The organism is Bradyrhizobium sp. USDA 3315 (assembly GCF_054056795.1).
Map to the genome: position 1 here is coordinate 4619565 of NZ_JBSRYP010000001.1, position 21104 is coordinate 4640668.

At 63.4% G+C, this 21104-nt stretch carries 15 protein-coding genes and 1 tRNA gene; 12 read left to right on the top strand and 4 right to left on the bottom strand.

Going from position 1 to position 21104, the window contains the following annotated elements; all coding sequences use genetic code 11:
• The first annotated feature begins 228 nt into the window (after positions 1–228).
• Positions 229–1848: a hypothetical protein gene (locus tag ACVIYL_RS21285; protein WP_456779610.1), complete on the top strand. Its 1620-nt coding sequence runs from the start codon at positions 229–231 to the stop codon at positions 1846–1848.
• Between the two features lie 280 nt (positions 1849–2128).
• On the top strand, positions 2129–2767 hold the full coding sequence (locus ACVIYL_RS21290; RefSeq protein ID WP_456779611.1) for an HD domain-containing protein: 639 nt from the start codon (positions 2129–2131) through the stop codon (positions 2765–2767).
• Positions 2768–2782: 15 nt separating this feature from the next.
• On the opposite strand, the gene mobA is transcribed toward ACVIYL_RS21290, so the two are convergent.
• Positions 2783–3415 (bottom strand): molybdenum cofactor guanylyltransferase MobA, encoded by a 633-nt coding sequence (gene mobA, locus ACVIYL_RS21295; RefSeq protein ID WP_456779612.1) that lies wholly within the window; start codon positions 3413–3415, stop codon positions 2783–2785.
• The gene (locus ACVIYL_RS21300) at positions 3408–4292 is read right to left on the bottom strand and encodes a formate dehydrogenase accessory sulfurtransferase FdhD (protein WP_082653657.1); all 885 of its coding nucleotides are present in this window, start codon (positions 4290–4292) and stop codon (positions 3408–3410) included. The genes mobA and ACVIYL_RS21300 overlap by 8 nt, the downstream gene beginning before the upstream one ends.
• A gap of 184 nt (positions 4293–4476) precedes the next feature.
• On the opposite strand from ACVIYL_RS21300, the gene ACVIYL_RS21305 reads away from it, so the two are divergent.
• From ACVIYL_RS21305 to dapD, 4 genes are all read left to right on the top strand, one after another.
• A complete protein-coding gene (locus ACVIYL_RS21305; RefSeq protein ID WP_456779613.1) occupies positions 4477–5730 on the top strand; it encodes a molybdopterin molybdotransferase MoeA in 1254 nt (417 codons plus the stop codon).
• A 207-nt stretch (positions 5731–5937) separates the two neighbouring features.
• On the top strand, positions 5938–7650 hold the full coding sequence (locus ACVIYL_RS21310) for an NADH-ubiquinone oxidoreductase-F iron-sulfur binding region domain-containing protein (RefSeq protein WP_253607635.1): 1713 nt from the start codon (positions 5938–5940) through the stop codon (positions 7648–7650).
• 36 nt (positions 7651–7686) lie between these two features.
• Positions 7687–10473, top strand: coding sequence for a formate dehydrogenase subunit alpha (gene fdhF, locus ACVIYL_RS21315; protein ID WP_456779614.1), 2787 nt, complete (start codon positions 7687–7689; stop codon positions 10471–10473).
• A 232-nt stretch (positions 10474–10705) separates the two neighbouring features.
• Positions 10706–11677, top strand: a complete 972-nt coding sequence (dapD, locus tag ACVIYL_RS21320) for a 2,3,4,5-tetrahydropyridine-2,6-dicarboxylate N-succinyltransferase (RefSeq protein WP_456779615.1) — start codon at positions 10706–10708, stop codon at positions 11675–11677.
• 531 nt (positions 11678–12208) lie between these two features.
• Here the strand turns inward: dapD and ACVIYL_RS21325 are convergent.
• Positions 12209–13162 (bottom strand): MBL fold metallo-hydrolase, encoded by a 954-nt coding sequence (locus ACVIYL_RS21325; RefSeq protein ID WP_092090555.1) that lies wholly within the window; start codon positions 13160–13162, stop codon positions 12209–12211.
• Between the two features lie 311 nt (positions 13163–13473).
• Here ACVIYL_RS21325 and ACVIYL_RS21330 point away from each other — a divergent pair, with 311 nt between their 5' ends.
• The 6 genes from ACVIYL_RS21330 (at position 13474) to ACVIYL_RS21355 (ending at position 19090) form a co-directional block, all read left to right on the top strand.
• The gene (locus ACVIYL_RS21330) at positions 13474–13827 is read left to right on the top strand and encodes a DUF2200 domain-containing protein (protein ID WP_057020632.1); all 354 of its coding nucleotides are present in this window, start codon (positions 13474–13476) and stop codon (positions 13825–13827) included.
• Positions 13828–14916: 1089 nt separating this feature from the next.
• A complete protein-coding gene (locus ACVIYL_RS21335; protein ID WP_028342401.1) occupies positions 14917–15921 on the top strand; it encodes a TRAP transporter substrate-binding protein in 1005 nt (334 codons plus the stop codon).
• 320 nt (positions 15922–16241) lie between these two features.
• Positions 16242–16814 (top strand): TRAP transporter small permease, encoded by a 573-nt coding sequence (locus ACVIYL_RS21340; protein ID WP_225649490.1) that lies wholly within the window; start codon positions 16242–16244, stop codon positions 16812–16814.
• Positions 16814–18097, top strand: coding sequence for a TRAP transporter large permease (locus tag ACVIYL_RS21345; RefSeq protein ID WP_168857133.1), 1284 nt, complete (start codon positions 16814–16816; stop codon positions 18095–18097). The genes ACVIYL_RS21340 and ACVIYL_RS21345 overlap by 1 nt, the downstream gene beginning before the upstream one ends.
• A 162-nt stretch (positions 18098–18259) precedes the next feature.
• Complete coding sequence (locus ACVIYL_RS21350) at positions 18260–18850, top strand: Spy/CpxP family protein refolding chaperone (RefSeq protein ID WP_028332421.1); 591 nt, start codon at positions 18260–18262, stop codon at positions 18848–18850.
• A 164-nt stretch (positions 18851–19014) separates the two neighbouring features.
• A tRNA-Lys gene (locus ACVIYL_RS21355) sits at positions 19015–19090 on the top strand.
• A gap of 354 nt (positions 19091–19444) precedes the next feature.
• On the opposite strand, the gene ACVIYL_RS21360 is transcribed toward ACVIYL_RS21355, so the two are convergent.
• Positions 19445–21082 carry a hypothetical protein gene (locus ACVIYL_RS21360; protein ID WP_456779616.1) on the bottom strand — a complete coding sequence of 546 codons (1638 nt, stop codon included), beginning with the start codon at positions 21080–21082 and terminating at the stop codon, positions 19445–19447.
• Positions 21083–21104: the final 22 nt, after the last annotated feature.

Sequence of the window (21104 nt, forward strand, 5' to 3'; positions counted from 1 at the left end):
GATCAACGCGAAGCGTTTGCGCGGCGATCATGCTCGAACCATGAGCCAAGGCGCGGTGACGATCCGACCCAATCTCATCGCCCTTTGGCGTCTCCCGCATCGGCGGGCACGCGAGCCGCGAGATTTCCGGAACGTGAACACGAAGTGCGGCAATCTGTCACACGAGTGTTGCGATCGGCCCCGTATGAGGAAACCCATTCCAATTTTCAAAGAATGGGGGGTCTTCGGATGTTCAAATCGATCGCCAAATCGCAAACAACTCCGGAAACATTTCGCCGCGCGATTGTCCGGCGCCTGATCGCGGGTACGGCGCTCTCACCGGTGCTTTTTGCGGTCCATCCGGTGTTGTCCCAGACCGCGGGCAATCCGCACGAATTGCTGGTCAGCACCGCGGTCTATGCGGGCAACCCATCGACCGTCACCGTAGGCCAGACATTGCCGACCGGCGCGACGGCTGTGGCCGACGGCAGCTATCCGGGGGTCTTCAACAACGTGGCTGTCGATTCGAATTTCGGCGTGACCGCGCCGGTGGTGATCAAGAAATTTCATCTGGAAGGCCGTCGGCTGCGCGAAATCGGCGCGCTGACCGTCCCGGCGGACGTGGCGGTGACGAGCTTCAGCTCCAAGTCTGAACTGTCGCTGCATTTGTCGCCCGACGGCAAGGCCGTGACGTTCATGGGCTACGACGCGGCGGTGAACCAGCTGGACGTTTCCAACTCCAATTCGCCGAACCACGTCGACCCGACCAATCCGGACACCGGTGTGCATGCGCGCGTGGTCGCGGAGCTGGATTTCGACGGCTCGCTGCACCGGACCAAGGTCAATGTCTATAGCGGCGACAATGGCCGCGGCGCGATCCGCGCCAACAAGGTCAATGGCACCCAGGCCGACCAGTATTTCACGGTCGGCAATGCCGGAAACGGCAGCGGCACCCAGCCAGTGCTCGTCGTCAACGACACCGGCGTTCAACTTGCGACGCCCGGTGTCGATGGTTCCGACGCCGTGGTTGGCGTGCAGCAGGGCACGCCCGGCAGCAAGAATGGCTTCCAGTTCGGCTTCTCGGTTGCCCAGCTTGGCTTTGCCGCCGACAAGTCCGGCAAGGACGATAATTTCCGCGGTCTCGCGATCTCCGACAACACGCTTTACGTGACCAAGGGCAGCGGCAGCAACGGCATCAACACGGTTTATCAGGTCGGCCAGCCGGGCGTGTTGCCGACGAGGGATACGGCCGCGTCGACGACGTTCAGCATTCTTCCGGGTTTCCCGAACAATCCCTCGGCGAACTCGGGCGCGAACGGCTTCTATCCCTTTGGCATCTGGTTCGCCAATTCGACGACGCTTTATGTCGCCCAGGAAGGTGACGGCAATCTCGCCGACGCCGCCACGTCACCGACCGCAGGTCTTCAGAAGTGGGTCTATGTCAACGGCAGCTGGAGCCTTGCCTACACGCTGCAAAAGGGCCTGAACCTCGGCACGCTCTATCATGTCAACGGCTATCCGACTGATCCGGCAACCGGCGGCCTGCGCAACATCACCGGCCGCGTCAACCGCGACGGCACCGCGACGCTTTTCGCGGTGACGTCGACCGTAGGCAACTCGGTCGAGCCCGGCGCCGATCCGAATCAAGTCGTCACCATCACGGACAGGGTCGCGGCGACAACGCTTCCGGCGAACGAAGCCTTTGACGTGGTTGCGCCGCCGGCGTTCGGTATGGTCTATCGTGGCGTGTCGTTCGCTCCCGTCAATTGCGATGGTGATCACGGCCGGATGAAGGATAATGGCCGCGGCCACGACAAGGACTCGCAGGACGACGTCTGCGGCCCGACCCGGATCGCCGCGGGGCACTGATCGCCGCGACCCAGCGGAGCCTGTGCCGGCTGCTTCCGGTCAGGCTTCGGCTGGATCAGGCGAGGCACGATCGGCTGAACCCGATCGCGCTTTCCGTATTGCACCAGCCTCACGATCTCCCTGCAGAATCTTCATGCGGCAGGGGCCTTCCGGTTGCCGCTTCGCGGGTTAGGTAGTGGGGTGCGATTCACTGCAGCGGAGTGCCGGCGCGCATGAATCGTGACGCCATTGGCCGTCCAGTGCATCCATCCGGGACGCTACACAGGGCAGGAGTGCGATGATGGTGGACACGATTTCCAGCGTTCGAATCCCGGACAGCAAGATCGCGCGGGAAGCCGCCGAGCTGGTGCGGCAACATGAGACCGAGATGTTGTTCAATCACTCGGTCCGCGTGTTTGTGTTCGGCGCGCTCAAGGGTACCAGTCAAAATCTGAAGTTCGACGCTGAACTGCTTTATGTTGCCGCGCTGTTTCATGATCTCGGCCTCGTCGATCATTTTCATACCGACACCAAACGGTTTGAGGTCGACGGCGCCGATGCGGCGCGCAAATTTCTCAGGAGCCACGGCATCGCCGAGCCCAAAGCAGACCTGGTGTGGGAGGCGATCGCATTGCACACCACGCCCGGCATTCCGCAATACATGCGGCCGGAAATCGCGCTCACCAATGCGGGCGTATTGGTCGATGCCGTCGGCGTCGGATACGATGACTATACGGCCGAGCAGCGCGACGGCGTCCTTGCCGCGTTGCCCCGCGGCGATTTCAAGAACGAGTTCATCGAGGTTCAGACCTGCTCGGCCCTGAAGAAGCCGCAGACCACGTTCGGCTCTGTCAATTTCGACTTCGTCGCGGAGCGCGATCCCACATTTCACAGGCCGAACGCCTGCACCCGGATCCGCAGCACGCCGTGGCCGAGCTAAACGGCACGGCGGATATCAGCCGCCGTCGAGCGCGGCGAGGCGGTCGGCTTCCGCGATGTCCTCGACGGTATTGGCATTGAAGAACGGATCCAGCGGCTCGGTCGGCCACTCGACCGTTGCGAGCGGATAGCGCGCGGTCCAGCGGTCGATCTTGCGCACGTCCTCGACGACAAGCGCCTTGCGCAACTCGTTCCGCAGGCGCACGCTCCAGAGGCCGATGACGGGATGCGTCTGCCCGCCGGATGAAGCGACCGTGAGCTCGGCATTCTGCGCTCGACGCGCTTCTTCGAGGCGCGTGACGAGATCGCGCGGCAGAAACGGACAGTCGCCCGCGGCGCTGAGCACCCATTGCGCATCCGGCCGGTTGGCGGCGGTCCAGTCGAGCGCGGCCAGGATGCCGGCGAGGGGACCGGGATAATCGGCGACATCGTCGGCGACGACCGGAAGGCCGAACGTGGCGAAGCGCGCCGGGTCGCCATTGGCGTTGATGATCAGCCCACTGCATTGCGGAGCGAGACGGTCGATCACCCGCTGCAGAATGGTGCGGCCCGCGATCTTGCGCATCGGCTTGTCGCCGCCGCCCATCCGGCGCGCGAGGCCGCCGGCGAGCAGCACGCCCGGGATGCTAGTCCCCGGAATGTCAGTCATTGTCGGTCTCGCCCTTGCGCTTGTGACGCATCGATTCCTCTTCGACATAGTCGAGGTTCTGGTCGTAGACGATCCGCTCCTCACCGGACAGCGCGATGAAGCGCTTGCCGCGGGCGCGCCCGACCAGCGTCAACCCGACCTGCCGCGCCAGATCGACGCCCCACGCCGTGAATCCGGAGCGGGAGACCAGGATCGGGATCCCCATCCGCACCGTCTTGATCACCATCTCCGAGGTCAGCCGGCCGGTGGTGTAGAGAATCTTGTCGGCCGGATCGACATTGTGCCGGTAGATCCAGCCCGCGATCTTGTCGACGGCATTATGCCGGCCGACGTCCTCGGTGTAGCACACCGGCGTCGCCTCCTTGCACAGCACGCAGCCGTGAATGGCGCCGGCCTCCAGATAGAGCGACGGCATCGTGTTGATGGTGTGCGTCATCCGGTAGAGCCAGGAGGTTCGCAATTCGGCTTTCGGCAGCGCCACCTTCTCGACGGCTTCGAGCAGGTCGCCGAACGCCGTGCCCTGGGCGCAGCCCGAGGTCTGCGTGCGCTTCTTCAGCTTGGCCTCGAAATTGGTGTGGTGCGCGGTGCGCACCACGACGACCTCGAGATCGTCGTCATATTCGACCTCGGTGACGACGTCGTCGTATTTGAGCATGTTCTGGTTCAAGAGGTAGCCGAGCGCGAGGTATTCGGGATAGTCGTTGATCGTCATCATCGTGACGATCTCCTGCGCGTTGAGGTACAGCGTCAGCGGCCGCTCGACCGGCACCTTGATCTCGGTCCGTGCGCCGGTCTGATCGACGCCGACCACGCGCTCCGTCAGGCGTGGATCGTCCGGATCAGGAACAATGATGGGAGCGGTGGTCTTCTCGGGCACTGCTTGACGTCCAGATGGGTTCACATGGCATCGCAGCTAGGGATATAAGCACGTTCGGAGACTGACTGGCGACTCTCCGCCGCGTCGCGGGAACTGCCATCGATCGGTCCGGCTTTAAGGATAACGCCGCAGTTCGCGATCCGGGTCGAACAAATCTTGTCGATGGCGAGGACTGAGGGAGATCATGGCGCAGCTTTCGGACGACTGCTTCGCATTCGGCGGACCGATGATGTCGGTCGATGAGGCCGTCGCGATCATCGCCGCGCGGGTCAAGCCTGTCGGCGAGACCGAAGCCGTTGCCCTGGTGGATGCGGACGGACGCATCCTGGCCGACGACATTGTCGCGCCGCTTGCGCTGCCGCCGTTCAAGAATTCCGCCGTCGACGGCTACGCGGTATCCGGCGCGGACCTGCCGGCGAGCGGCGAGCGCGCGTTCCCCGTTGCCGGACGGGTGCAGGCGGGCGCGTCGGCGCAGCCGGCGCAGCCCGGACAGGCGGTGCGGATCTTCACCGGCGCGCCGATGCCCGAAGGCACCGACACCGTGTTCATGCAGGAAGACGTGCGGATCGACGATTCCGGGCGCGTGATCCTGCCGTCCGGCCTGAAGGTCGGCGCCAATGTGCGCCCCAGCGGCGAAGACATTCCGCGCGGCCATGTCGCGCTGGCGGCGGGCCGGCGGCTGCGCCCGCAGGATATCGCGGTCGCCGCGGCCTTCGGGCTCACCACGCTCGATGTGGTGCGTCGGCTTCGCGTCGGGGTGTTCTCGACCGGCGACGAACTAGCCGCGCCCGGCAGCGCGCGCGCCGAAGCGCAACTGTTCGATTGCAACCGTTTCATGCTGATGGCGATGCTGCGGCGGCTCGGTTGCGAGGTCGGCGATCTCGGCATCCTGCGCGACGAGCGGGCCGAGCTCGCCGCGGCGCTCAAGCAGGTCGCGCGGCGCTACGACCTGATCCTGACCACCGGCGGGGTCTCGACCGGCGAAGAGGACCACGTCAGGGCCGGTATCGAACAGGCGGGCTCGCTGGTGCTGTGGCGGATGGCGATCAAGCCCGGCCGCCCGGTGGCGATGGGAATCATCGACGGCACGCCGCTGATCGGCCTGCCCGGCAATCCGGTGGCGAGCTTCGTCACCTTCGTTCATGTCGTGCGGCCGACCGTGCTGGCGCTATCGGGCGCTGTGCCGTCCCCCTTGCTGCCGATGCCGGTGCGGGCGGCCTTCAGCTACAAGAAGAAGAGTGGGCGGCGCGAATATGTCCGCGTCTCGCTGCGACGGGCGACGGACGGTACGCTGGAAGCGAACAAGTTTCCTCGCGAGGGAGCCGGTCTGCTGTCGTCGCTGATCGAGACCGATGGACTGGTCGAACTCGGCGAGTCGGTGGTGCGGGTTGAACCTGGCGATGCCGTCGGCTTTCTCGGCTACGCCGACCTGCTGTGAGAGCTGAAACGCGGTCGGGACCGCGCAGCGCGACGGGTGCGCGATAGCAAAATCAGATCGCCCGATAGGCAAACATAAACAATGGCCTACGCGGCAACCCGACGCTGCTAGAGACGTTCTAAAACTGCTTGCCTCTGGCATACCAGAGAATAGAGTTCGTCGAAGCAGTGCAATTCGCGCAAAGCGTGGTTCCCAAGGCGAGGCTTCATGAGTCGAGACGACGTTCACAAGGTTCGTGCGTTCGAGCATCCCGGACAGGGCAGGAAGCGAGCGAAGGCCACGCCCAAGGGACGCCAGGTCGACCCCGTGGCCGCCCATGAGATCGAGACGCTGCTCGGCGATCGTCCGAGGCGGCGCGACCTCCTGATCGAGTATCTGCATCTGATCCAGGACAAATACCATCAGATCTCGGCGGCGCATCTTGCCGCGCTCACCGACGAGATGAAGCTGTCGTTCGCCGAAGTGTTCGAGACCGCCACCTTCTACGCGCATTTCGACATCGTGAAGGAAGGCGAGGCTGACATCGCGCCGCTCACCGTACGTGTCTGCGATTCGCTGACCTGCGCGATGCTCGGCGGCGAACAGCTGTTGAAGGATCTGCAGAACCGCGCCGGCCCCGGCATCCGCGTCGTGCGCGCACCGTGCGTCGGCCGCTGCGACACCGCGCCCGCTGCCGAGGTCGGCCACAACTTCGTCGATCATGCGACCGTCACCAATGTGCTGGCGGCGGCGAAGAGCGGCGACACCCATGTGCACCTTCCGCCATATGTCGACTACGACGCCTATGTGGCGGGCGGCGGATACCGGCTGCTGGCGCGCCTGCGCTCAGGCGAGCTGCCGCGCGAAGACCTGCTGAAGGCGCTCGACGATGCGTCGCTGCGCGGCCTCGGCGGCGCCGGTTTTCCGACCGGCCGCAAGTGGCGCGCGGTGCTCGGCGAGCCCGGTCCGCGATTGATGGCGGTGAACGGCGACGAAGGCGAGCCCGGCACGTTCAAGGACCGCTATTATCTCGAGACCGATCCGCATCGTTTCCTCGAGGGCATGCTGATCGGCGCCCACGTGGTCGAGGCGCCGGAAGTCTACATCTATATCCGCGACGAGTACCCGGCCTGCCGCGACATCCTCGCGCGCGAGATCGCGAAGCTCCCACCGGGTGGTCCGACGCTGCATCTGCGGCGCGGCGCCGGCGCCTATATCTGCGGCGAGGAATCCTCGCTGTTGGAATCGATCGAGGGCAAGCGCGGCCTGCCGCGGCACAAGCCACCATATCCGTTCCAGGTCGGGCTGTTCGGCCTGCCGACGCTGATCAACAACATCGAGACGTTGTGGTGGGTGCGCGACATCGTCGAGAAGGGCGCCGATTGGTGGAAGAGCCACGGCCGCAACGAACGCCACGGCCTGCGCAGCTTCTCGGTGTCGGGACGCGTCAAGAATCCCGGCGTCAAGCTCGCTCCCGCCGGCATCACGCTGCGCGAGTTGATCGACGAGTTCTGCGGTGGCATGGCCGATGGCCATACCTTGCAGGCCTATCTGCCGGGCGGTGCATCCGGCGGCATCCTGCCGGCGTCGATGGACGACATCCCGCTCGATTTCGGCACGCTGGAGAAATATGGCTGCTTCATCGGCTCCGCCGCCGTGGTCGTGCTTTCGCAGGCCGATGACGTCAGGGACGCCGCGCTGAACCTGATGAAGTTCTTCGAGGACGAGAGCTGCGGGCAGTGCACGCCGTGCCGCGCCGGAACCGAGAAGGCGGCACTGTTGATGCAGCAGCCGGTCTGGAACAAGGAACTGCTAGACCAATTGAGCCAGGCGATGCGCGATGCGTCGATCTGTGGCCTCGGTCAGGCGGCCTCCAATCCGCTGACCTCCGTGATCAAATATTTTCCGGACGGCTTTCGTCCGCAGCAAGCCGCCGAGTAGGCAAGGCCGAGCAGACGAATTTCGACGAGGAGTTGAATGAGCAACAATCAGAACTCAGGCCTGACGATTCAGTTCGAGCTCGACGGCCAGCAGGTCGAGGCGCGGGCCGGCGAGACGATCTGGCAGGTCGCCAAGCGCCAGGGCACCGAGATCCCGCATCTGTGCTATTCGCCCGCTCCGGACTACAGGCCGGACGGCAATTGCCGCGCCTGCATGGTCGAAATCGAAGGCGAGCGCGTGCTGGCGGCGTCCTGCAAGCGGATGCCGACGGTCGGCATGAAAGTGAAGTCGGCCAGCCAGCGCGCCGTCGCGGCGCAGAAGATGGTGATGGAGCTGCTGGTGGCGGACCAGCCGGCGCGCGAAACCTCGCACGATCCGGACTCGAAATTCTGGCACTGGGCCGAGAAGACCGGCGTGACCGAAAGCCGCTTTCCCGCGACTGAACGCTGGCACGCCGACACCAGCCATCCGGCGATGAGCGTCAATCTCGACGCCTGCATCCAGTGCGGCCTCTGCGTGCGTGCGTGCCGCGAGGTGCAGGTCAACGACGTGATCGGCATGGCCTACCGCAACCACGACGCCAAGATCGTGTTCGACTTCGACGATCCGATGGGCGAATCGACCTGCGTCGCCTGCGGCGAGTGCGTGCAGGCCTGTCCGACCGGCGCGCTGATGCCGGCGGTCATGCTCGACGACAAGCAGACCCGCGTCACCTATCCAGACAAGAAGGTGGATTCGCTCTGTCCGTATTGCGGCGTCGGCTGCCAGGTCACCTACCAGGTCAAGGATGAGAAGGTGATCTACGCGGAAGGCCGCGATGGTCCCGCCAATCACAACCGGCTCTGTGTCAAGGGCCGCTTCGGCTTCGACTACATCCATCACCCCAATCGTCTGACCAAGCCGCTGGTGCGGCTGCCCGGCGTCAAGAAGGATGCCAACGACCAGGTCGATCCGGCCAATCCCTACACCCATTTCCGCGAAGCGACATGGGAGGAGGCGCTCGATCTCGCTGCTGCGGGCTTGCGCAAGATCCGCGACGAGAAGGGCGCCAAGGCGCTCGCCGGCTTCGGCTCGGCCAAGGGCTCGAACGAGGAAGCCTATCTGTTCCAGAAGCTGGTGCGCACCGGCTTCGGTTCCAACAATGTCGATCACTGCACGCGGCTGTGTCACGCCTCGTCGGTGGCGGCGCTGTTCGAGGGATTGAGCTCAGGCGCGGTGTCGGCGCCGTTCGCGGCCGCGGCCGACGCCGAGGTGATCTGGGTGATCGGCGCCAATCCGACCGTGAACCATCCGGTCGCCGCCACCTACATCAAGAACGCCGCCAAGCGCGGCGCCAAGCTCTATGTGATGGACCCGCGCCGGCAGACGCTGTCGCGCCACGCCACCGAGCACCTGCAATTCAAACCGGGCAGCGACGTCGCGATGCTGAACGCGATGATCCACACGATCATCACCGAAGGCCTGACCGACGAGCAGTACATCGCCGGCTATACCGAGGGCTATGACGAGCTGAAGGCGAAGATCCAGGAGTTCACGCCGGAGCGCATGTCCCAGATCTGCGGCATTCCGGCGGAGACGCTGCGCGAGGTTGCACGCGCCTACGCCCGCGCCAAATCGTCGATCATCTTCTGGGGCATGGGCATCAGCCAGCACGTCCACGGCACCGACAATGCGCGCTGCCTGATCGCACTGGCCCTGATCACCGGCCAGGTCGGCCGCCCCGGCACCGGGCTGCATCCCCTGCGCGGGCAGAACAATGTGCAGGGCGCCTCCGACGCCGGCCTGATTCCGATGTTCCTTCCGGACTACCAGCCGGTCGGCCGCGACGACATGCGCGGCGCCTTCGAAAAGCTGTGGGGACAGGAGCTCGATCCGGTGCGCGGCCTGACCGTGGTCGAGATCATGAACGCGATCCACGCCGGCGAAATCCACGGCATGTATGTCGAGGGCGAGAATCCCGCGATGTCCGATCCCGACCTGCAGCACGCGCGCGAGGCGCTCGCCAAGCTCGATCATCTCGTCGTGCAGGACCTGTTCGTCACCGAGACCGCGTTCCACGCCGACGTCATCCTGCCGGCTTCGGCGTTCGCCGAAAAGTCCGGCTCCTTCACCAACACCGACCGCCGCGTGCAGCTGGCGCGCGAGGTGATCAAGCCGCCGGGCGATGCAAGGCAGGATCTCTGGATCATCCAGGAGATCGGCAAGCGGATGGGACTGCCCTGGAACTATGCGGGGCCGGGTGAGGTCTTCACCGAGATGGCCGAGCTGATGCCGTCGCTGAAGAACATCAGCTGGGAGCGCCTGGTGCGCGAGGGCGCGGTGACCTATCCGGTCGACGATCCCGACAAGCCCGGCAACGAGATCATCTTCACCACCGGCTTCCCGACCGAAAGCGGCCGCGGCAAGATCGTGCCGGCCAAGGTGATCCCGCCTGACGAACTGCCCGACGACGAGTACCCGATGGTGCTGTCGACCGGCCGCGTGCTCGAACATTGGCACACCGGCTCGATGACGCGCCGTGCCCAGGTGCTCGACCAGATCGAGCCCGAAGCGGTCGCGTTCATGACCCCGAAGGACATGCACAAGAAGGGACTCGCGCCCGGCGACTTCATCCGTCTCGAGACGCGCCGCGGCGCGGTCGAGGTCAAGGTGCGTGCCGACCGCGACGTGCCCGAGAACATGGTCTTCATGCCGTTCTGCTACGCGGAAGCGGCGGCCAACCTGTTGACCAACCCGGCGCTCGACCCGTTCGGCAAGATTCCGGAGTTCAAGTTCTGCGCGGTCCGCGCCGAGAAGATCGATATCCGGACCGCGGCGGAATAGCGGTCCGGGGACGAAGCGCGGAAAGCCGCCCGCCGGCTACTCGCTCGCCCGACACAGCACCGCAAGCACCGTCGATCGACGTCCGCTCAGAGCGTAAGAGCGGGGCGTCGCTGCGGCGTGGACCCATGTCGCCCTTTGCCCCAAAGCGGACCTGTTTGAGAGCCCGGAAGTTGCCATTTCCACGAGAACTCGCGTATGCATGACGTGCAGGATCGCAGTGTGAGAAATTCAGATGACGATGGAGCTGAGGGGCGCGAGAGGCGAGGGATTTGCGACGATTGCCGCTGAAGGGCGCGTGCTGGATTCCTGGTTTCTTCAGCTGCGCCTGGTCGCGGAGGCCGACAAGACGGCAACGGTGCGGCTGGCGAGCGACGAGATCACCAGATCGTTGGGCGAGTCGGCGGACGGATATGCGCGACACGACGACATTCGCAATGTCGACATCGTTCCAATCCGCACAGAAATTGGCTCCCTTGCATCTGCACCGACTGACGTGCACGACGCGTATCTTCGACTCCATCTGCTGAGCCACCGGCTCGTCCAGCCGAATTGCCTGAACCTCGAGGGAGTTTTCGGTCTCTTACCTAACGTTGCCTGGACGACCCTCGGTCCCTGTGAGTGCTCTCGTGTACCGGACGCGCGAATGGAGGCACGAAAGCGTGCCCTCGCGTTCGAGGTGACAGGCGTGGATAAATTTCCGCGCATGACTGACTATGTGACGCCCGCAGACGTGAGAATTGCAGATGCGGATCGCGTAAGGCTCGGAGCCCACTTGGCCCCGGGCACGACCGTCATGCATGAAGGCTTTTGCAATTTTAACGCGGGTACGCTCGGTCCCTGCATGGTCGAAGGCCGGATCAGCGCCGGTGTGGTTGTCGGAAGCGGCAGCGACGTTGGTGGCGGAGCGTCGATCATGGGCACTCTGTCCGGAGGAGGGAAAGAGAGGATTACAGTCGGTGAGCGCTGCCTGATCGGAGCCAACGCCGGTATCGGCATTTCATTGGGTGACGATTGTATCGTCGAAGCGGGCTGTTATGTCACGGCAGGCGCGCGCATCCTTTTGGAAGATGGCCGAGTCCTGAAAGCCAAAGAACTCTCGGGCCAGAAGGGCCTGCTTTTTCGTCGGAATTCCCAGAGCGGTGCCCTTGAGGCAACCAAGCGTACGCCAAATTGGGACGGCCTCAACGCGCAACTTCACAGCTAGTCCCCGTCCGTCAGGGGACGATCACCACTCGGAATGTGATCTGTTTGGCGCGATCGCTGTTCACCACCAGTATGGCCACCGCCACGCCTCATAGAGGCGCCACGACGACACCAGGGGCGGGGCGTATGGATCGACCCGGTCGTCTTCAGGGCGATATTGATATCGTGGAACAATATAATAGTCCCACGGAGTTGGCCTTATCACGGGCGTCGGGATAATGACCCTCCTTGGTTCATGAACGACTTGTGCCTTCCGCGCCCGGGCTTCAGCACCAGACGTCCCGAGGTTGCACAGCACGAGGGCCGCTCCGAGAGCGCACGCGACGGTCATTATCTTCATGCATCGGCCTCCTTTGCCTGAGAGTGCAAAAGGACTCAAAGCAAGGCAAGCTAATTCGCTCTCGACCGGCTTGAATGACAGCTTGTGGGGCCCGTAGCCGACCTTTGCTCAGAAGGGCCGCGCGGAAGCCGGAGCCCGCCCCCATGATCGATATGAGTACGCGCCCCGGTTCGGCTCTAACTCGACAAGGTCTCAGTAGTCCCAGAACACCGGCACCCAACGGAAGGCGTCACCCTCGACCGCGACATGTCCGACGGACGGGAACGGCATATGCGTGGCAACCAGCAACTCGCGGTTCGCCGCCAGTTCCCGCAACAGACTGATCCGGGCGCGGGCCGCCTCTTCGGGATCGTGTTCGAAGCCATTGTGCCATTCGGGGTGCTCGAACCCGACCGCGAACACGAGGTCACCGGCGAATGTCAGCCGGTCGCCGCCGGACGCCAGACGAACGACGCTGTGGCCGGGAGTGTGGCCGCCGCTGCGACGGACGACCACTCCGGGCGCCACCTCGTGCTCCTCGTCGAACAGCCGCAGCTGGCTCTGGTATTCCTTCCTGAACCGCTTGGCCGTCGCACGAAGCGCGTCGGGGAAACCCGGCGGCATCGAGACGCGGGAGAAATCGGGCGCCTCCCAGAACTTGACCTCGGCAGCCGCCACATGGATCCGCAGGTCCGGACGCAGCCGCTCCTTCACGCCCTCGACGAGCAGCCCGCCAACGTGGTCCATGTGCATGTGGGTCAGCACCACGTCGGTCACGGACCCAAGATCGATACCGGCCGCCTCCAGTCGCTTGACCGTCTGCCCGGCCTTCGGCAGGTGCAGGTCCGGGTCCGACCCCAGCCCGGCGTCGACGAGGATGGTTTTCCCGCCGCTTCGCACCACGACCACGTTCAGCGCCCAGTCGAACGCGTCCGGCGGCAGGAACATGTCGTCCAGCCAGGCCGCGCGGACGGCCGGCTCGGCATTGTGCGCCAGCATCTTGGTCGGCAGCGGCAGCACCCCGTCGCTGACGACCAGCACGTCGATCTCGCCGATCTTAAGCGCGTAGCGCGATGGCACCAACTCGTTTGGCCCCGGCTGACCGGCGTGCGAGACATTGTCGAGGTTCATGCTTGTCTCCTGAGTATTGCGGATCATCTGGTTCATCGTTGAAAACTCCTGCGTTCGATCCTGATGTTCGATCCCGGCGGGCCGCATTGTTTCCGCCCGTGGATTGGACATGGTGGTGATCTAACGGATCGGGTGGGGCGCCGCCCCAGAGCGGTTGCCGTCGCTGTAGAGCGATTGCTGCCAACGCATGCGGGCCGCCGCACGCGAGCGCTGGGGACGAAACGGGAGGCAGCAGGCCATCGCCATGCCCCTAGCCACGTGCGACACTTCGGATTGGCGGAGCCGGTTCAACCCAGGACTAATATCTCCTCGTCGAGACCCCGGAATACGAACGTTCGGAGCAATTCATGGCCAAGCATCGGATCTATACCACGAGCTTCGCAAGCGTTTACCCGCTCTATGTCGCGAAAGCGGAGAAGAAGGGACGCACCAAAGCGGAGGTTGATCAGGTGATCTCCTGGTTGACCGGCTACGGTTCGAAGGAGCTGGAAGCTCAGTTGGAAAAACAAACCGACTTCGAAACGTTCTTCGCAAAGGCGCCTGAAATGAATCCTTCGCGGGCCTTGATCAAGGGCATGGTGTGCGGTGTCAGGGTTGAGGAAATCAAAGAGCCGACCATGCGGGAAATTCGTTACCTGGATAAACTGATCGATGAGCTGGCGCGTGGAAAGGCCATGGATAAAATCCTGCGGAGGGAATGACGCCTGATCGACCGGATTCCGTTCGCTCGGCGAGGCGACACCGGACGCTGGTGCGTCGCCCGCAATGACGAAAGGACCGGGGAGGGCCGCTACCACTGAGTTGCCCGACGGGCGCAAGCCTTCGCAGCAAAAATATTTCGCTTTATCCGAAGCGTGGCTCGGTGTATGGTCTGCCCGTCTCACCCGACACGAGGGGCGCTTCGCGGTCGTCACGAACGTGGGTCGAGATGCGGTGGACGCCGATTGCGCAGTTGACGAACGTGCATGAGGCGGACGGTGAAGTCGTGTGGTCCTGACGCCCTAGCGGCAGGTGTCTTTTCCGATTGCGCAGTGCGCGTTGCGAAGACGGTGACAACCAAGCCCAGTCTCGCCGGGGAGAGCACGAAGTAAGCCGTAGCCCATCACGCAGGGAAAGCCGGGTTGTTTCCGGTTACACCTGTGGTCCTACCCCCGAGCTTTCTACCCATTGCTCGGGGCCCATGGGTGCGATCGGCACCCGGCTTTCCCTGCGCCCTCTGCTTGAGGTGAGGGCGGAACAAGATGCAAAGCTCGGACGCAATGCGCCGCGAGACTGCGGAAGCATGAGCCACACGTGGTCCAACACATTCAGTGTCGTCTTGGCGTCAGTGTCGTCTTGGCGAAAGCCAGGACCCATTACCCCAAATGAGACTTGTTGCGCGATGCTGGGGCCACGACCTCGTTCACAATCAAATGCGGTGGTTATGGGTCCTGGCTTTCGCCAGGACGACAACGAAGAGTCACATCTGCAAGATTTGCCGCGGCGTATGGATCTCTGTTTTCGCAGGGCGACAGCCGGCAAGAAACACGCGCAGCATTCGCGCCCGGCGAACCCGCCATTGCCAAACCTCGCATTGACCTCATTGCCGTGGCCGGGCACAGCGTGCGGGCGGTGTCATTGAACGGTCGCAAGAGCCGAAGGGGATACCGCCGCATCGAATTTTGCAGTGCAGCAATGGTGCAATTGGCCCCTGCTAAAGGGGCAATGGCAATCGTCTTTGCTTGTCTGTAATGGTGCGACCGGATGTCTCGGGGCCGGTATTCGCGCTCCGCAATTACGCGGGAGGAAACATGCGTAAACTCATATTGGCTGCGGCGTCGATCGCGGCTTTGACCTTTGTCGGGCCTGCGGCGGCGCAGTCGCCGATCGTTCTCAAATTCAGCCACGTGGTGGCCTCGGATACGCCGAAGGGCAAGGCGGCCGACAAGTTCAAGGAACTCGCCGAGAAGTACACCGGCGGCAAGGTGAAGGTCGAGGTCTACCCGAACTCGACGCTTTACAAGGACAAGGAAGAGCTCGAGGCGCTGCAGCTCGGCGCGGTGCAGATGCTGGCGCCGTCGAACTCGAAGTTCGGCCCGATCGGCATCAAGGAATTCGAAGTCTTCGATCTGCCCTACATCCTGCCCGACCTGAAGTCGCTGCGGAAGGTCACCGACGGGCCGCTCGGCGCCCAGCTGCTCAAGAAGCTGGATTCCAAGGGCATGACCGGTCTCGCCTATTGGGACAACGGCTTCAAGCAGATGAGCGCGAACAAGAAGCTGGTCGCGCCCGCCGACTACAAGGGGCTCAAGTTCCGCATCCAGTCGTCGAAGGTGCTGGAAGCCCAGTTCCGCGCGCTCGGCGCGATCCCGCAGGTGATGGCATTCTCCGACGTCTACCAGGCGCTGCAGACCGGCGTGGTCGACGGCCAGGAGAACACCTGGTCGAACATCTACACCCAGAAAATGCATGAGGTGCAGAAGTACGCCACCGTCACCAATCACGGCTACATCGGCTACGTCGTGGTCGTGAACAAGAAGTTCTGGGACGGCCTGCCGGCCGATATCCGCGAGCAGCTCTCCAAGGCAATGAAGGAAGCCACCGAGTTCGGCAACAGCCAGTCGGCCAAGGAAAACGACGACGCGCTCGCCGAGATCAAGAAGGCCGGCAAGACCGAGATCGTCGCGTTGACGCCGGAGCAGGACGAGGCGATGCGCAAGGCGATGATGCCGGTCTACAAGGACGTGGCATCGCGCGTCGGCCAGCCGTTGATCGACGAATTCCTCAAGGAAACCGGCCGCAGCCCGATGAACTAGCTGCGATGCTTCGCCGCTGAGGCGATGCCAGACGAGCTCCCTCTCCCGGTTCTTGCGGGGAGAGGGTTGGGGTGAGGGGCCTTCTCCGCGAACGCGGCTCCAGATGTGCTCGCGGAAGCTCCCCCTCACCGGAAATTCAAGCTGCGCTTGAATTTCGACCTCTCCCCGCACGCGGGGCGAGGTAGATCGGAGGCAGCTCCGATCGACGGCAACAGTCACGCGGGACTTGAACCGCAAACATAGTGAACGCCGCGGCCGCGTGAGGCCGCGGCCAGGGTGCCGTGGCCGGTTGCCGCATCAGGCCATGACAGGGGAGATCAATGCTGCTTAAAATTCTGGACCGGCTCGAGGAAATCATCATCGCGAGCCTGATGGGGGCCGCGACGCTGCTGACCTTCGTCACGGTCGTGCACCGTTTTCTGGTCGACGTTCCCGCGCTCTATCCGTACCTGTTCGGCATCAATCTCGCCTGGTCGCAGGAACTCTGCATCTACATGTTCATCTGGATGGCGAAGTTCGGCGCCGCCTATGGCGTGCGCGCCGGCGTCCATGTCGGCGTCGACGTCCTGATCAACCGGCTCAACGATTTCTGGCGCAAGCGCACCATCACCTTCGGCCTGCTCGGCGGCGCGCTATTCACCGGGATCGTCGGCACCATGGGCGCCAAATTCGTGTTCGAATTGATGCATACCGACCAGGTCTCACCGGATCTCGAGATCCCGAGCTGGATCGTCTACGCCTGCATTCCGCTCGGCTCCTATCTGATGTGCTTCCGCTTCCTGCAGGTGTGCTGGAATTACTGGTGGACCGACGACCTGCCGCACCATGACGCCTCCCATGTCGATGGCGTCGAGACCAGCAAGACCGCGCCCGTCGCGCTTGGAGAAGCGTGATGAGCGCCGCACTTATTTTCGGACTGCTGTTTGCCCTGATGCTGACGGGCATGCCGATCTCGATTTCGCTCGGCCTGACCGTGCTCACCTTCCTGTTCACCATGACCGAGGTGCCGATCGAGAGCGTCGGCCTGAAGCTGTTTTCGGGCCTCGACAATTTCGGCATCATGGCGATCCCGTTCTTCATCCTGGCCGGCACCTTCCTGACCCGCGGCGGCGTCGCGCGGCGCATGATCGCGTTCACGACCTCGCTGGTCGGGCATCTGCCCGGCGGCCTTGGGCTGGCCGGCGTCGCGGCCTGCGCGATGTTCGCGGCGATCTCGGGCTCGAGCGTCGCCACCGTGGTTGCGATCGGCTCGATCATGATGCCGGCGATGGTCGATCACGGCTATCCGAAGCGGTTCGGCGTCGGCGTGATCTCGACCTCGGGCGCTCTCGGCATCCTGGTGCCGCCCTCGATCATCCTGGTGCTCTACGGCGTCTCCACCAACACCTCGATCGGCGCGCTGTTCATGGCCGGCATCGTGCCGGGCGTCGTGCTCGCGCTGATGCTGGCGGCGGTGACTTTCTTCGTCGCGCAGCGCAACGGCTATCCGAAGATGCCGCGCGCGACCATCGGCCAGCAGTTCAAGGCGTTCCGCGAAAGCATCTGGGGCCTGCTGCTGATCGTGATCGTGCTCGGCGGCATCTATGGCGGCATCTTCACGCCGACCGAAGCCGCAGCGGTCGCCGCGACCTACGCCTTCTTCATCACCGTATTCGTCTACAAGGAGCTGAAGCTCTCCGAGGTGCCGAAGGTGCTGCTGCAGGCGGCGAGCATGAGCTCGATGCTGCTCTACATCATCACCAACGCGGTGCTGTTCTCGTTCCTGATGACGCACGAGCAGATCCCGCAGGAGATGGCGGCCTGGATCATCGACAAGAACTTCTCGGTCTGGATGTTCCTGCTCGTCGTCAACATCATCCTGCTGCTCGCCGGCAACGTGATGGATCCGTCGTCGATCCTCCTGATCATGGCGCCGATCCTGTTTCCGCTGGCGACCAAGCTCGGCGTGCACCCGGTGCATCTCGGCATCCTGATGATCGTCAACACCGAGGTCGGGCTGTGCCACCCGCCGGTCGGGCTCAACCTCTACATTGCGAGCAGTATCGCCAAGATGGGCATCAGCGAGATCACCATCTCGGTGTTGCCATGGCTGTGCGCGATGCTGGTGTTCCTCGGCCTGATCACCTACGTGCCGGAGATCTCGCTGTGGCTGCCGCGCTTGCTCGGCATGATCTAGCGCAAACAACAGACATCCAAAGCGCGACCTCGCGCCTTGGATGTTTCTGCGGTGCAATGAAAGCGGATTACATCTTGGTAACAGAGCTCTCTCTGTCCAATCCGTAAGTTGAAGGCGCGGGCGGGCGGCATCATCTTCGAGCAACCTTCAAAGGAGGTTCGTATGAAGAAAGTTCTGCTCGCCGGCATCGCGGCGCTCACGATTGCCGGTTCGACCGCGGTCTATGCCCAGCATCGTCCCTGGTTCCACGGCCATATGCGGATGAGCCCCGAGGATCGGGCCGCCTTCCTCGACGCGCGGATCGCCGCCGTCCACGCCGGGCTGAAGCTCAACGCCGATCAGGAGAAGCTGTGGCCGCCGGTTGAGGCCGCGGTGCGCGACTTCGCGAAGATGCGGCTCGATCGTGCCAATGCGCGGATGGCCGCCGAGAAGACCGATGCGGACAAGTCGCAGAAGCCGGATGATCCGGTCGCCCGCCTGCGCGAGCGCGCCGGCAACATGGCGGCGACCGCGACGTCGCTGACGAAGATCGCCGATGCCGCCGACCCGCTCTACAAGACGCTCGACGACAACCAGAAGCGGCGGCTGAGCATGCTGACCCATATGGAAGGGCGCGGCTTCGGCGCCGAAGGCTGGCGCCGCCACCGCCTAGAGCGCGGCATGGACCGCTGGGAGCGCGGCGGCCGCGGCTTCGATCACGACCGTTTCGACCGCGACGATGGCCCTGATCAGGAGCGCTCCGGCCGGCTCTGAGCGCTGTCCGCCGGCACCCTCGCCAAGTCTATGAAAGGCCGCCGGATTCCGGCGGCCTTTCGGTTGTCAGAAAGTCGGGAAAACTTGCTTGAGCTTGCTGGACATCGGGGAATCGCTTTGCTAAACGACCGCTCTCTTGCGAGGGTCATTTCCGGACAAGTTCCGGGCGCATAGCTCAGTTGGTAGAGCAGCTGACTCTTAATCAGCGGGTCCCAGGTTCGAGCCCTGGTGCGCCCACCAAAGGAAAATCCTTATTTTCCAAGACCTTCGCGGGATGACGGTGGAGAACAAAACGAGTCTCGTGCGACGCTTTTTGTGGTCGTACGTCGCACGCCGTGCGACGAATCGAGTTCTCTGAATGTTTTCGATGGAACCCGGTCTGCACGTGGCCGCCAAAATAGACAGGGGAATTGTCCGCACTTCGCCGCTAAGACGAAGCGGAACACCGCGCGAGTCGACTGTGCTGGCGGTGTGCTGGAGCCAATAGCCGGCCGTGTGGCCAAGCGTTGGCGGGGGCTCGGAAAGCCGTTAACGGGATGGCGTTCGTCATCATCACCACAGCATCAACCTTGCAAGCCGTCGGGCCTTTGGCGATTAGCCCTTCATCCCTTCCTTGCGTACCTGCAATTCGAGCCGGTCGATGCCGGCGTCGGCGCGATCTACATTGCGGGCGCGGTAATGCTTCACGATGGTTTGCGCACTTCGGTACGAATGCCCGGTGATGTCGCAGATGGTAAGCAAATCGCAGCCAGCACGATCGAGCAACATGACGCAAGTATCGCGCAGATCTTGATCGTGTTTCTGGTCGAGTTCGCCGGCACCATTGACGAACATCAGCGATTGGCACGGTTTCAGCCGCCATGCTGCTTCATCGCCATTGCTGTCGCGCACCGTCTGCGCATCCAGCCATTGCGCCAGCGCATGCGCGCGCTGATCGACCGCGCGGGCTCGCCGTGCCTTGTTCTCTTCGTCGAGCGGGAAAGTTGCAAAGAGCCTGTCGACGATCCTGGTCAACTCGGAGGTCAGTCGCTCCGCGCGGACGATTGCCTGTCGTGCGGTATCACGTGCGAGGAAGCCGAACACGGCGACGGCACGCGCGGTCGACACCCAATGCCGATAGGTGCTCTCATCATAAGGTTCGCCATTGTCCTCGTTGACGACCAACTCGACCGGTACCGTCTCAAGCTGAAGCCGCAGCTTGAGTGCCTTCACCCGCGCGCGCGCCGCATTCAGCCGTGCGGTGAGTTGTGGTGCTTCCTTGATGTCGACGAGTTCGCCAGTCTTGCTCTGCCGAAACGTGTGCCGTCCCTCGGCGTCGCTTTCATTGCGCATGATCAAGCGGTCTGTCTGGCGTTGTCCAGTGAACAGCGCGAGATAGAAACTGTCGCCAATCGACGATCGTTCGATTGCATCCGCTGCGGCAACCCAGGCGGAAAATTCCGGCATTGCGACCAGCACGATGCGGCCGTCCGGATGATCGAATTCCATTCCTTCTCGCGGGTTGGGCCCAAGGCGCCATAGGACGCTTTCCTGGCCCCAGGTGAGTGCAGCTGATAGCGTCGCGATCATCGACAGCGCCATATGATGGCCACGGACCGATTTCGCATAATTGTAGAACGCTCGAAGCTCCGGTTTGCCGATTGAGGATGGTGTGGCGGTCGCAATCGCCTCCAGTTCGCGCGCGGGTTCGGCCACGCCTAGCAGCTTGGCGGCGCGGATCTCGGCACGCATCTTCGCAGCGGCTTCGCGCGTCTGCGGCCGGTATAGGATGGCGGAGATGCACTTGCGATATGAGGATTGCGACGCGGCCGAAAGCGCCTTGAACTCGGCCGATTTGCTCCAATCGTCTAGAAGATCCTCGATCGTGGTGCGCTTGCGGACCGTAATCTTTTTCGGCAGCTTACCAGCGCGGCGCGCCGCATCGATTTCCGATCGTCGTCTGTCGGAAAAGTCGGACGCCTCCTGGAGATTGAACCACGCGCCGACCGGGCGGCCCTTTTCGTCGTGGGGCGGATGGCGCAGGTCGGTATCGACAAAGCCGAGCGCCCTAGCGTAAGCGCCATGTGATGAGCGCGGACGGCCGTCACGCCACTTCACGTATGGAAATTTGGGATCGGCCATTGAAAGTCTCGGTGCCGAAGTGAGAGGGCACCATTGGAATCTAGGGCGACCTTGAATGTCAAGCGCCATGATCCCCATAGGCCATTCTAAGCCGCTCGCGATGTTCTTCATCGCTTGCTGCCGGCGGTGCAGA

Excerpts from the sequence above, each read along its gene's own strand:
- ACVIYL_RS21340 (WP_225649490.1), top strand. The coding sequence starts at position 16,242 with ATGCTGCTTAAAATTCTGGACCGGCTCGAGGAAATCATCATCGCGAGC.
- ACVIYL_RS21305 (WP_456779613.1), top strand. The coding sequence starts at position 4,477 with ATGGCGCAGCTTTCGGACGACTGCTTCGCATTCGGCGGACCGATGATG.
- ACVIYL_RS21285 (WP_456779610.1), top strand. The coding sequence starts at position 229 with ATGTTCAAATCGATCGCCAAATCGCAAACAACTCCGGAAACATTTCGC.
- ACVIYL_RS21290 (WP_456779611.1), top strand. The coding sequence starts at position 2,129 with ATGGTGGACACGATTTCCAGCGTTCGAATCCCGGACAGCAAGATCGCG.
- ACVIYL_RS21345 (WP_168857133.1), top strand. The coding sequence starts at position 16,814 with ATGAGCGCCGCACTTATTTTCGGACTGCTGTTTGCCCTGATGCTGACG.
- ACVIYL_RS21330 (WP_057020632.1), top strand. The coding sequence starts at position 13,474 with ATGGCCAAGCATCGGATCTATACCACGAGCTTCGCAAGCGTTTACCCG.
- dapD (WP_456779615.1), top strand. The coding sequence starts at position 10,706 with ATGACGATGGAGCTGAGGGGCGCGAGAGGCGAGGGATTTGCGACGATT.
- fdhF (WP_456779614.1), top strand. The coding sequence starts at position 7,687 with ATGAGCAACAATCAGAACTCAGGCCTGACGATTCAGTTCGAGCTCGAC.
- ACVIYL_RS21360 (WP_456779616.1), bottom strand. The coding sequence starts at position 21,082 with ATGAAGAACATCGCGAGCGGCTTAGAATGGCCTATGGGGATCATGGCG.
- ACVIYL_RS21335 (WP_028342401.1), top strand. The coding sequence starts at position 14,917 with ATGCGTAAACTCATATTGGCTGCGGCGTCGATCGCGGCTTTGACCTTT.
- ACVIYL_RS21350 (WP_028332421.1), top strand. The coding sequence starts at position 18,260 with ATGAAGAAAGTTCTGCTCGCCGGCATCGCGGCGCTCACGATTGCCGGT.
- ACVIYL_RS21310 (WP_253607635.1), top strand. The coding sequence starts at position 5,938 with ATGAGTCGAGACGACGTTCACAAGGTTCGTGCGTTCGAGCATCCCGGA.
- ACVIYL_RS21325 (WP_092090555.1), bottom strand. The coding sequence starts at position 13,162 with ATGAACCAGATGATCCGCAATACTCAGGAGACAAGCATGAACCTCGAC.
- mobA (WP_456779612.1), bottom strand. The coding sequence starts at position 3,415 with ATGACTGACATTCCGGGGACTAGCATCCCGGGCGTGCTGCTCGCCGGC.